At 71.3% G+C, this 11,990-nt stretch carries 7 protein-coding genes; 3 read left to right on the forward strand and 4 right to left on the reverse strand.

Going from position 1 to position 11,990, the window contains the following annotated elements:
- Positions 1 to 126 precede the first annotated feature (126 nt).
- Positions 127 to 1,620, reverse strand: coding sequence for a M1 family metallopeptidase (locus tag ACIP94_RS36160; protein WP_402435633.1), 1,494 nt, complete (start codon positions 1,618 to 1,620; stop codon positions 127 to 129).
- Between the two features lie 215 nt (positions 1,621 to 1,835).
- Between ACIP94_RS36160 and ACIP94_RS36165 the strand changes: the two genes are divergently transcribed.
- Both ACIP94_RS36165 and ACIP94_RS36170 read left to right on the forward strand, forming a co-directional pair.
- Positions 1,836 to 3,791 carry a Xaa-Pro dipeptidyl-peptidase gene (locus ACIP94_RS36165; protein WP_402435636.1) on the forward strand — a complete coding sequence of 652 codons (1,956 nt, stop codon included), beginning with the start codon at positions 1,836 to 1,838 and terminating at the stop codon, positions 3,789 to 3,791.
- Positions 3,792 to 4,078: 287 nt separating this feature from the next.
- Complete coding sequence (locus ACIP94_RS36170) at positions 4,079 to 5,719, forward strand: ABC-F family ATP-binding cassette domain-containing protein (RefSeq protein ID WP_402435638.1); 1,641 nt, start codon at positions 4,079 to 4,081, stop codon at positions 5,717 to 5,719.
- Positions 5,720 to 6,065: 346 nt separating this feature from the next.
- Here ACIP94_RS36170 and ACIP94_RS36175 read toward each other — a convergent pair whose 3' ends face one another.
- Positions 6,066 to 6,932: a LysR family transcriptional regulator gene (locus ACIP94_RS36175; RefSeq protein WP_402435641.1), complete on the reverse strand. Its 867-nt coding sequence runs from the start codon at positions 6,930 to 6,932 to the stop codon at positions 6,066 to 6,068.
- 107 nt (positions 6,933 to 7,039) lie between these two features.
- On the opposite strand from ACIP94_RS36175, the gene ACIP94_RS36180 reads away from it, so the two are divergent.
- Complete coding sequence (locus ACIP94_RS36180; protein ID WP_402435644.1) at positions 7,040 to 8,038, forward strand: 4,5-dihydroxyphthalate decarboxylase; 999 nt, start codon at positions 7,040 to 7,042, stop codon at positions 8,036 to 8,038.
- A 208-nt stretch (positions 8,039 to 8,246) separates the two neighbouring features.
- Here the strand turns inward: ACIP94_RS36180 and ACIP94_RS36185 are convergent, their stop codons facing one another.
- Both ACIP94_RS36185 and ACIP94_RS36190 read right to left on the reverse strand, forming a co-directional pair.
- Positions 8,247 to 10,631 carry a Tex family protein gene (locus tag ACIP94_RS36185; RefSeq protein WP_402435647.1) on the reverse strand — a complete coding sequence of 795 codons (2,385 nt, stop codon included), beginning with the start codon at positions 10,629 to 10,631 and terminating at the stop codon, positions 8,247 to 8,249.
- A 327-nt stretch (positions 10,632 to 10,958) separates the two neighbouring features.
- Complete coding sequence (locus tag ACIP94_RS36190) at positions 10,959 to 11,825, reverse strand: hypothetical protein (protein WP_402435652.1); 867 nt, start codon at positions 11,823 to 11,825, stop codon at positions 10,959 to 10,961.
- Between the last annotated feature and the right edge of the window lie 165 nt (positions 11,826 to 11,990).

An 11,990-nucleotide genomic window follows, 5' to 3' on the forward strand; every position in this document is an offset into this window, starting at 1 on the left:
CCCACGGCTGCCCGGGGTCCGGCTCCGCAGGCGGTCGCGGAGCCGGAACCGCAGCGGGCGAGCCGGACCGCGGGGGTGGTCCGGACCGTGGGCGGTCCGGACCCGGTCCCCGGCGGACGCGGCTGATCAGCCCGCGTGGATGCCGTTCGTCGCCTCGATCTGCCTCCACGATCTGGGCCGGACGGGAGCGGTGGCCGTCTGAGGGACCGCCGCGGCGCGCGCCGCGCTCGCGGCCGGCTTGGACGGCTGGAACAGCCAGGTGTCGAAGAGCGCGGCCAGCGGCTTGCCGGACACCTTCTCCGCGTAGGCCTGGAAGTCGGCGACCGACGCGTTTCCGTACGCGTGCTCCTTCGGCCAGCCCTTCAGGATGGCGAAGAACGCGTCGTCACCGACCGCGTTGCGCAGCGCCTGGACGGCGAGCGCTCCCCGGTCGTAGACCGCGCTGTCGAACTGGTTGTCGGGGCCCGGGTCACCCGGCTTGACCGTCCAGAACGCGTCGTCGGCCGGGTGCGAGGCGTACACGTAGTCCGCCAGCTCCTGTGCCGTGCCCTCGCCCTCGTGCTCCGACCACAGCCACTGGGCGTACCGTGCGAAGCCCTCGTTGATCCAGATGTCCTTCCAGCCCTTCAGCGACACGTCGTCGCCGTACCACTGGTGGGCCAGCTCGTGCACGACGACCGACGTGTTCGAGCCGTTCGCGAACTGCTTGGGGCTGTAGTAGACACGGGTCTGCGTCTCCAGCGCGTACCCGGTGGTGGTGTTCGGCACGTATCCGCCGACCGAGTCGAACGGGTACGGCCCGAAATAGCCGGTCAGCCAGTCGACGATCTCCCCGGTCCGTTCCACGCTCGCCCGCGCCGCCCCGTCGTTGTCGCCGAGGTCCTTGCTGTACGCGTTGATGACCGGGACGCCGGCCGACGTCGTCCCGGTGGTGATGTCGAACTTCCCGATCGCGAGCGTGGCCAGATAGGTCGCCTGCGGCTTGGTTGACCGCCAGTTCCAGCGGGTCCAGCCGAGCTTCGAACTCGTCGACTGCAGTGTGCCGTTGGAGATCGCCTGGATGCCGTCCGGCACGGCCACCGACACGTCGTACGTCGCCTTGTCGAGCGGGTGGTCGTTACTCGGGAACCACCACCACGCCGACTCGGGCTCGTCCGCGGCGACCGCGCCGTCCGGGGTGCGGTGCCAGGTGGTGAAGCCGTACGCGCTCTTGGTGGACGGCACCCCGCTGTAGCGGACCACGACCGTGACGGGCGTGCCCTTCGGCAGGGGAGTGGCCGGGGTGATCGCCAGTTCGTGCTGGCCGGAGGTGGTGAAGGCAGCCTTCGCCCCGTTCACCCGCACCTCGCTGACATCGAGCAGGAAGTCCAGGTCGAACCGGGACAGATCCTGCGTCGTCCTCGCGAGGATCGTCGCCGTGCCCTCCAGTTCGTCCGACTGCGGCTGGTACTTCAGCCGCAGGTCGTAGTGGGAGACGTCGTATCCGCCGTTGCCGTAGTACGGGTAATAGGGGTCGCCGATCCCCGGAGCGCCGGGCTGGAAGCCGGCCGCCGATGCCGGGATCGCCAGCAACAGGGAGGCCGCCGCGAGTGCGCCCGGTGCGATGAGTCTGCGGTGCACGAGAGCTCCAAGTCGTAGGGGCACGAGATACGTTCGGAGCCTATTCAGTCCCTGTGCGCCCGAGCATGTCCATGGCACCGCCCGTCACACGATCGCCATCCGGCCGTCGTGAGCGACCCGGCCCCACCATGCATTCCCGGCCATCCTGTCCCGTGTGCCGCGCTGTCGTCAGTTGTGCTCTTCTGCACGGGAGTTGACCGCTGTAGCGTCCGCGCATGCCGAAACGCATGCGCTTCACGATCTGGAGACCGCTCGCGACGGCGGCCACGGCCGCCCTGCTGGCCGCCTTCCTCACCCCGGTGGCGGCCCACGGCGCGCCACGGGAGAGCCGGCCCGTCTACTCGTACGCCGACGCCATCCGCGAATCCGTCTGGGTGGACACCGGCCTGGACGGCGACGGTGACGGAAAGAGCGACCGCGTCGCCGTAGACATCGTGCGCCCGCGCGAACCCGCCGCGCAGGGGCGCCGCATACCCGTGATCATGGAGGCCAGCCCGTACTACTCCTGCTGCGGGCGGGGCAACGAGAGCCAGCTGAAGACCTATGACGCGAGCGGCCACGTGGTCCGGATGCCGCTCTTCTACGACAACTACTTCGTCCTCCGCGGCTATGCCTTCGTCGGGGTCGACCTGGCCGGAACCAATCGCTCCGACGGGTGTGCGGATGTCGGCGGCCGCTCCGACATCCAGTCGGCCAAGGCCGTCATCGACTGGCTGAACGGCCGGGCCAAGGGGTATACGACCCGCACCGGGGACGCACGCGCCAAGGCCACCTGGACCAATGGACGCACCGGCATGATCGGCAAGAGCTGGGACGGTACCATCGCCAACGGCGTCGCCGCCACCGGCGTCAAGGGCCTGAAGACCATCGTGCCGATCAGCGCCATCTCCTCCTGGTACGACTACTACTTCGCCAAGGGCGCGCCCCTGTACGACTCGGGCCCCGACTGGCTCTCCGACTACGTCGACAGCCCCGACGCCCGCGCCAAGTGCGCCGCCGTGCAGCACAAGCTCGTCGACGGGGCGCCGCGCACGGGCGACTGGACGCCGCTGTGGACCGACCGCGACTATGTGAAGGACGCGAGCAAGGTCCGCGCCAGCGTCTTCCTCATCCACGGCATGCAGGACCTCAACGTCCGCACCAAGCACTTCGGCCAGTGGTGGAACGCGCTCGCCAAGAACGGCGCGCACCGCAAGATCTGGCTCTCGCAGACCGGCCATGTCGACCCCTTCGACTACCGGCGCGCCCCGTGGGTGGACACGCTGCACCGCTGGTTCGACCACGAACTCCTCGGCTACGACAACGGCATCGACCGTGAGCCCATGGCCGACATCGAGCGCCACCCCGACCAGTGGGTCACCTCCACCCTCTGGCCGCCCCAGGGCACGGCCACGACCACGCTGCACCCGGGCCGCGGCACCCAGGCCGGCGTCGGCACCCTCGGCCTGCGCACGGGCACGGGCACCGAGACCTTCACCGACGACCCGCGGCTGAGCGAGACCGACTGGGCGGCGCACCTCGACGAGTCCACCGCGAGCAAGGCCGGATTCATCACCCCGCCCCTGTCCCGAGACCTGCGGGTGTCCGGTTCCTCCACGGTCACCGTCACCGTCACCCCGACCACCTCCACCGCCCACCTTTCCGCCGTGCTGGTCGACCTCGGCCCGGACACCATCCGCGACTACGCCGACTCCGGCGAGGGCATCACCACCCTCACCGACCGCACCTGCTGGGGCGCGAGCACGGCCGGCGACAGTGCCTGCTTCAAGATCACCCAGGCCACGAAGACCGACGTGAACGCCACCGTGTTCAGCCGGGGCTGGGGCGATCTCGGCCATTACGCCTCGGACCGGAAAGGCGTGCCGCTCACCCCGGGCACGGCGTACCGGATCACGCTCGACCTGGCCGCGACCGACCATGTCGTCCCGAAGGGCCACCGGCTCGCGCTGATCGTCGCCGGCACCGACAAGGACCTCATCGACCCTCCGTCGACCACCCCCACGCTGACGGCCGACCTGTCCCGTACGGCGGCTCATGTGCCGCTCGTGGGAGGGGCGGCCGCGTTCGCGCGCGCCCTGGCCGGCTCCCCGGCCGCCGCGCCCTCGGCGACCACGGCCGACGGCGTACGGATCCCGCACACCGTCGGCCGGGTGCCGGGGGAGGGCCGATGACGCCACCGCCCCTGCCGACCGCACAGACGACAGCCCCATGACGGCAGGGGGCCGGCAGGGCCGGAATTTCGGTAAAGCGATCCTCTTTGTGACCAAGCGTTCCGTCATGAAGCCCTGCCCAAGGCCCCGCACCCAGGGCCCCGCACCCATTGCCCCGCACCCAGGGCCCCGCACCCAGGGCCCCGCACCCAGGGCCCCGCGCCCAAGGCCCTGCCCGAGACCTCGCCCGGGGCCGGGGCCGTTCCTGTTGGGCCGGGGGTCGCGCGGTCGTTAGGATCGGCGGTCTGATGACTGCCACTCTCGTCGCCAAGGACCTCGCCGCCGGCCACGGCGACCGCTCGCTCTTCTCCGGGCTCGACCTCGTCGTCGCGCCCGGCGATGTGATCGGGCTCGTCGGCGCAAACGGCGCCGGCAAGTCCACCCTGCTGCGGATGCTCGCCGGACTGCTCGGCCCCGAGCAGGGCGAACTGCGCCTGTCGCCGCCGACCGCGACGGTCGGCCATCTGCCGCAGGAGCCGGAGCGCAGGCCCGGCGAGACCGTACGGCAGTTCCTGGCGCGCCGCACGGGTGTGGCCGAGGCACAGCGGCGGATGGACGAGGCCACCCAGGGGCTCGTCGACGGCGTGCCCGGTGCGGATGACGCGTACGCGGTGAGCCTGGAGCGCTGGCTCGGCCTCGGTGGCGCGGACCTCGACGAGCGTGCCGAGGAGGTCGCCGACTCCCTGGGACTGGGCGTCGGCCTGGACCAGCCCATGACGTCCCTGTCCGGCGGCCAGGCGGCCCGCGCGGGTCTCGCCTCGCTGCTGCTGTCGCGCTACGACGTGTTCCTGCTCGACGAGCCGACGAACGACCTTGACCTGGACGGCCTGGAGCGCCTGGAGCGCTTCGTCGGCGGACTGCGGGCCGGCACGGTGGTCGTCAGTCACGACCGGGAGTTCCTCACCCGCACGGTCACCAAGGTCCTCGAACTCGACCTGGCACAACGGCGGATCAACCTCTACGGCGGCGGCTACGAGGCCTATCTGGAGGAGCGCGAGCGGGCGCGCCTCCACGCCCGCGAGGAGTACGAGGAGTACGCCGACAAGAAGGCCGGCCTCCAGGAGCGGGCCCAGATGCAGCGCTCCTGGATGGACAAGGGCGTGAAGAACGCGCGCCGCAAGGCGGGCAACGACAACGACAAGATCGGCCGCAAGTTCCGCAGCGAGGCCAGCGAGAAGCAGGCCGCGAAGGCCCGGCAGACCCAGCGCATGATCGAGCGCCTCGAGGCCGTCGAGGAACCCCGCAAGGAGTGGGAACTGCGCATGGAGATCGCGTCGGCCCCGCGTTCGGGCGCGGTCGTCGCGACGCTCCGGGACGCCGAGGTGCGGCGCGGGGACTTCACCTTCGGACCGGTGTCGTTGCAGATCGACTGGGCGGACCGGGTGGCGGTGACCGGTGCGAACGGCGCGGGCAAGTCCACGCTGCTCGGCGCCCTGCTGGGCCGCACCCCCCTCGACGCGGGCCGGGCGACCCTCGGCTCGGGCGTCCTGATCGGCGAGGTCGACCAGGCCCGCGCCCTCTTCCACGGCTCGGAGACGCTGCTGGACGCGTTCTCCGCGGCGGTCCCGGACACGGAACCGGTCGAGATCCGCACCCTGCTGGCCAAGTTCGGTCTGAAGGCGGACCACGTCCTGCGTCCGGCGGTGACCCTCTCTCCGGGCGAGCGCACCAGGGCCGCCCTCGCCCTGCTCCAGGGCCGGGGCGTCAACCTCCTGGTGCTGGACGAGCCCACCAACCACCTCGACCTGCCGGCCATCGAACAGCTCGAAGCGGCCCTGGACTCCTACGAGGGCACGCTGCTCCTGGTCACCCACGACCGCCGGATGCTGGACGCGGTCCGCGTCACCCGCCGGCTGGAGGTGGCGGACGGCAAGGTGACGGAGCGCTAGAGGGTGAGGGGCTCGGGCGCTCGCGCGACGGGCTGACCACCACGTTGCACCTGGGCGTCGAGCAGGGGCGGAAGCCCATGTCCATCGTGATCACCGCGGGGCAGCGTGGGGACTCCCCGCAGTTCGAGGCCGGCCCGGGTCGCATCAGGACGCCCCGTCCGGGTCGTGCAGGCCGCGCACCCGACCGAGGCGGGTGCGGGCGAACAAGGCGTACACCTCCCGCGAGAATCGCGCCTACCTGCGGCGGCCCGGCATCCGCTGCACCATCCAGGACACGGCCGACCAGGCCCGCAACCGCAAGCGGTGGGGCGCGCGGGGGTCGTCCGCCGAAGTCAAACCCCGAGGTTCACAGGCCCCGGCTGTTCTCGGCCACCTGGACGAAGCTGCGGACCAGCGGGCTCCGCCCGGTCTTCGGCCAGGCCACGACGAGATCGCTCGGCGGACGATCGCTGAGCGGGACGGCGACCAGGCCGGCGGGCAGCGGCTGGTCGACCGGCGCAAGGGCCGACGTCCCGTTCCACAAGGCCGCTTGCAGGCACTCCTGGATCGTTCGCACGGCCGGCGACGCGCCGTCCTGCCCACCACCGTGCCCGCCGCCGGTCCAGTACGCGGTCCACGCGGGATCAGTGCCGTCCGGCAGCCGGACCCATCGGCGGCCGGAGAGTTCGGCCGAGGACACCGAAGCGCGACGGGCGAGCGGGTCGTCGTCACGCATGACCACGCCGACGGCTACCGAGCGCAGGACGTGCGTGCTGATGCCGGTGTCGTCGAAGGGAGTTCGCGTCATCGCCACGTCGACGAGCCCGGCGCCAAGGCCGGCCGTCGGGTCACTGAGGTCCGATTCGCGGATGGTGACGTTCACATGCGGATGTCGCTCCCGGAAGAGCGGGACCAGCCGACCGCCGACCTGTTCGGCCGTGTCCGCCAGCGTGCCGACGGCCAGGGTCGCCGCCCCCGCCGCGTCGGTCACTCGGCTGCGGATCCGGCCGGCCTGCCTCAGCAACGCACCCGTTTCGTCGTACAGGACCGTTCCGGCGGGCGTGAGGGCGACGCCCTTGGGGGTGCGCTCGAACAGGAGGACGCCGAGTTCGTCCTCAAGCTGCCGGATCGCGCGGCTGAGCGGGGGCTGTGTCATGTGCAGCCGCCTCGCCGCCCGGCCGATGTGGCGTTCCTCGGCGACGGCGACGAAGTAGCGGAGCGAACGAAAGTCCACGTCAACACGATACCCGTGCGGTATCGGACGTGCCGAGACGGTCTTGGACAGCAGGTCCGGCGACGGCCGAGGATGAGAAGCCGTAGGGCCGACGAGGAGTGATTTTCATGACCAGCCCCGCACTGACGGTCGGGTGCTTCCCATACGACACGACACGGTCGCTGTTCGACGGGAGCGTGAGCGCCGACGGCATCGACATCACGATGAAGACCGCTGCCACCCTGCCGGAGATCTTCGAGCGGCTGATCCGCGGAAACGAGTTCGACGTCGCCGAACTCGGGCTCACGTTCTACCTGCGGCTGCTGGAGACCGGCCTGCCGTTCGTAGCGTTGCCCATCTTCCCGAATCGCGTGTTCCGGCACTCGTGCGTTTTCGTCAACATCCACAGCGGGATCACCGAGCCGGGTGACCTTGCGGGCAAGGCCATCGGCGAGTTCGGCACCTTCGGCCAGGACTCCGGTGTGTGGGCCAAAGGGATCCTGATGGACGAGTACGGGTTCAAGCCCGATGAGAGCCGTTGGGTGATCGGTGGCCTCGAACACCCCTCGGCCCCCTTCGACTTCATCCCGCATCCGCATCCGGCCGAAGTCGACGTGACCGTCGCGCCCGAGGGAAAGACACTGGGTGCGATGCTCGACGCGGGCGAGATCGACGCCCTGTTCTCGGCGAACGTCCCGCAGTGTGTGCTCGACGGCTCCCCGAACGTCGCCCGGCTGTTCCCCGACTTCGAGCCGCTGGAGCGCGACTACTACCGGCGAACCGGAATTTTCCCGATCATGCACACGATCGTCGTCCGGCGGGATCTCCTGCGGGACCGCCCCGGCCTCGCGCACCACATCTATCGCGCCTTCTCCCAAGCGAAGAACACCGCCGCCGACCGTTACCGCCAAAACCGCAGGCTGTACGAGGTCCCGACCATGATCCCGTGGATGAACGCCCTGGTCCAGCGCAACGACGCACTGTTCCCCGAGGATTGGTGGCCTTACGGCATCGCGGCCAACCGGGCCGCCCTCGACACCTACCTGCGCTACCACTGCGAACAGGGCCTGTCCACCCGGCAGTGGAGGATCGCGGACGTCTTCGCCCCGGAACTGCTCCATACCTAGACAGCGCTGACGGTGCGTCCGGGGACGCTGACAGGGCGCCCGCTCCCGGTGACCAGCACTTGAGAACACGCCCCAGGCGGTACGAGCCTCGCGGGCGCCAGGCCCCTGGACCAGCGGGTCCCGCCAGGCCCTTGGACGAACGGGTCGCCGGCCCCCTGGCCGAACGGGTCCGGCCCCCGTGGCACCACGGGGGCCGGACCCGGACGGTTCAGCGGCGGCCGTTCTTCGAGTCGAGCAGGCCGGCGCGGCGCAGGGCGTCGGCCATCGCGCTGTTGGCCGGCGCGGGCGCCTGGCGGGAGCCGCCGCCCTGCCGGGAGCCGCCGCCCTGGCGGCCCTGCCGCTGCTGCGGGGGCCGCCCGCCACGCTGCCGGCGGCCGCCACCGCCCTGCTCACCCTGGCCGGCGGCTTCGTCGTCCAGCCGCAGCGTCAGCGAGATCCGCTTGCGTGGGATGTCGACGTCCAGCACCTTGACCTTGACGATGTCGCCCGGCTTCACCACGTCGCGCGGGTCCTTGACGAACGTCTTGGACATCGCGGAGACATGCACCAGCCCATCCTGGTGGACGCCGACGTCCACGAAGGCGCCGAAGGCGGCGACATTCGTGACCACGCCCTCCAGGACCATTCCCGAGGACAGGTCGGAGATCTTCTCGACGCCCTCCTTGAAGGTGGCCGTCTTGAACGCGGGGCGCGGGTCGCGTCCCGGCTTCTCCAGCTCCTTCAGGATGTCGCTCACGGTCGGCAGACCGAACGTCTCGTCAACGAAGTCGGACGCCTTCAGTGAGCGCAGCACCGCCGTGTTGCCGATCAGCGAGGCCACCTCCTGGCCCGCGGTCTTCACCATGCGGCGCACCACCGGGTACGCCTCCGGGTGCACGCTGGAGGAGTCCAGCGGGTCGTCGCCGCCACGGATCCGTAGGAAGCCCGCGCACTGCTCGTATGCCTTGGGGCCGAGTCGTGCCACGTTCTTGAGCTGGGAGCGCGAGGTGAACGGGCCGTTGGAGTCGCGGTGGGCCACGATGTTCTCGGCGAGCCCGGAGGAGATGCCGGAGACCCGGGCGAGCAGCGGGGCCGACGCCGTGTTGACGTCCACGCCCACGCCGTTCACACAGTCCTCGACCACCGCGTCCAGGGAGCGCGACAGCTTCACCTCGGACAGGTCGTGCTGGTACTGGCCGACGCCGATGGACTTCGGGTCGATCTTCACCAGCTCGGCGAGCGGGTCCTGGAGCCGGCGGGCGATGGAGACCGCGCCGCGCAGCGACACATCCATGTCCGGCAGCTCCTGCGAGGCGAACGCCGAGGCGGAGTACACCGAGGCGCCCGCCTCGGACACCATCACCTTGGTGAGCTTCAGCTCCGGGTGCTTGGTGATCAGCTCGGCGGCGAGCTTGTCCGTCTCGCGCGACGCCGTGCCGTTGCCGATCGCCACCAGCTCGACCGCGTGCTCCTTGGCGAGGCGTGCCAGCTTGGCGATCGCCTCGTCCCACTTGTTGGCCGGCACATGCGGGTAGATGACATCCGTCGCGACGACCTTGCCGGTCGCGTCCACCACGGCCACCTTCACGCCCGTGCGGAACCCGGGGTCCAGGCCGAGCGTCGCGCGCGTACCGGCCGGGGCGGCGAGCAGCAGGTCGCGCAGGTTCGCCGCGAAGACCGCCACCGCCTCGTCCTCGGCCGCCGTGCGCAGCCGCAGCCGCAGATCGATGCCGAGGTGCACCAGCAGGCGGGTGCGCCAGGCCCAACGGACCGTGTCCACCAGCCACTTGTCGGCCGGGCGGCCCCGGTCGGCGATCCCGAAGCGGCTCGCCACGATGCCCTCGTACGACGACGGGCCCTCCGTGGGCTCCTCCGGCTCCAGGACCAGGTCGAGGACCTCCTCCTTCTCGCCGCGCAGCATGGCGAGGACCCGGTGGGAGGGCAGCTCGGTGAAGGGCTCGGCGAAGTCGAAGTAGTCGGCGAACTTGGCGCCCGCCTCCTCCTTGCCCTCGCGCACCTTGGCGGCGAGGCGCCCACGCACCCACATGCGCTCGCGCAGCTCGCCGATCAGGTCCGCGTCCTCCGAGAAGCGCTCGGTGAGGATCGCCCGTGCGCCGTCGAGAGCGGCCTGGGGGTCGGCCACTCCCTTGTCGGCGTCGACGAACGCGGCGGCCGCCGCGAGCGGCTCCACCGACGGGTCGTCGAGCAGCCCCTCGGCCAGCGGCTCCAGACCGGCCTCCCGTGCGATCTGCGCCTTGGTGCGCCGCTTCGGCTTGTACGGCAGATAGATGTCCTCCAGGCGCGCCTTGGTCTCCGCGCCCCGGATCTGGGCCTCCAGCTCCTCGGTGAGCTTGCCCTGCTCGCGCACCGACTCCAGGATCGCGGCGCGCCGCTCCTCCAGCTCCCGCAGATAGCGCAGCCGCTCCTCGATCGTGCGCAGCTGCGCGTCGTCGAGCATCTCGGTCGCTTCCTTGCGGTAGCGGGCGATGAAGGGCACTGTCGAGCCGCCGTCCAGCAGCTCGACCGCGGCCTTCACCTGCCGCTCCCGTACGCCGAGCTCCTCGGCGATCCTGCCTTCGATGGACCCTACTCCGAGGGACCCGGGTGTCGTCACGATCCCGTACCGCCTTCTTCACTGAGGTTGCGCGGCAATTGTGGCAGGTCGCACCGACAACACGGGGTCAGGGCAGGGGATCCGGAGGCCCCGGGGCGCTCTCCGGGCCCCACCGCCCCGGGGCACGGCCCGCCCGGGTCCGGGCGGGCGCCGCGCCGTACCGCGTCCGCCACTTGGCCGAAGCCCCTGGCCAGAGCACGGAACGGCTCGGTCCGCACCGTGGCGGCGGCCGCGCCGGCCGGGCGCGGCACCGCGACACGCGCACGGCAGGCGGCTGTTCCCCTTCGGCCGCCCCTCGGCGTGTCCGCCAGGGGAGGGGCGGATGCCTCATCCCTTGCCGATCATGTCCTCGGGGAAGGCGCCGGCCTCAAGGGCCCTGGTCAGCAGGGCGCCCGCCAGCTCCGTCAGGCGCGCGACGCCACCGGCGCCGAGGTGCTCGTAAGGGGCCAGGTCGAGGCGGTCTGTCTCCGCCTCGATGTCCCTGCGCAGAGCGGTGCCCGCCTCGGTCAACTCGCCGTCCGCGTCCAGCAGTCCCCGCTCGCGCAGCCGCCCGCACGCCGCGTCCCAGTCCGCCCGGCTCCAGCCGCGGGTGGCGAGGACCCACTTCGAGGACATGCCCTTGCCTGTCGCACCATGCGTCACCAGCGCCTCCATCGGGTCCAGCTCCGCGCGCAGGAGCACCGCGAGATGGCCGTCGCCGCGGTGCTCACGCAGCAGTGTGGCCGCGTGCCAGAGCGCCAGATGCGGTTCCTCCGGCACCGGCAGGTCGGCGTGGGCGGCGTACAGGGGGCGCGCGTGCCGGGTGCATGCCTCGGTGGCGCGCAGCGCCAGCTCCGCCGCCTCGGCCGTCTCCTTGGCGGCGACCGCCTCCTCGCCCAGCAGCCGCCGCAGGGTCGCGTCGACGGCACGCACGCGTGCCGCGAGCACCGCCGCGGGGGAGGCCGTCTCCCACACGCCGGGGACATGCCGTGCCACCAGCTCGGGGCTGAAGTTGTAGAACGTAGCCGTCACCACGCCCGCGCCCACCGCTCCCATCGCGGCGGCTCGCACCGCGAAGTAGCCGGCCCGCTGGTGGTCGATGCCCAAGGCGGCCATTTCCCGATGCAGATCCGGTGAGAAGTAGTGCATCGAGTGAAAAGGATTGATCAGGTTGTGGCAGCGCCGTGCGGCGCGCTCCGGGAGAGCAGTCGTCATGGACGGTACGTTACCGACTGGTTGGTACGTCGGGGCCCTTCGCCGGGGAATGGCAGAAAAGGTGGGCTGTTCGTCATTGCCGCCGCCGCCAGTGGCTACGGCACGCGCCCGAGGCGATGCGCCGCGCCTTCCTGAAGGCACTCGGCGCGGCCCCCGCCCGAGTAC

The organism is Streptomyces sp. NPDC093261 (genome assembly GCF_044753645.1).
Taxonomy (GTDB): domain Bacteria; phylum Actinomycetota; class Actinomycetes; order Streptomycetales; family Streptomycetaceae; genus Streptomyces.

Coding starts and splice junctions, on each gene's coding strand:
- ACIP94_RS36170 (WP_402435638.1), top strand. CDS start 4,079: ATGACTGCCACTCTCGTCGCCAAGGACCTCGCCGCCGGCCACGGCGAC.
- ACIP94_RS36190 (WP_402435652.1), bottom strand. CDS start 11,825: ATGACGACTGCTCTCCCGGAGCGCGCCGCACGGCGCTGCCACAACCTG.
- ACIP94_RS36165 (WP_402435636.1), top strand. CDS start 1,836: ATGCCGAAACGCATGCGCTTCACGATCTGGAGACCGCTCGCGACGGCG.
- ACIP94_RS36180 (WP_402435644.1), top strand. CDS start 7,040: ATGACCAGCCCCGCACTGACGGTCGGGTGCTTCCCATACGACACGACA.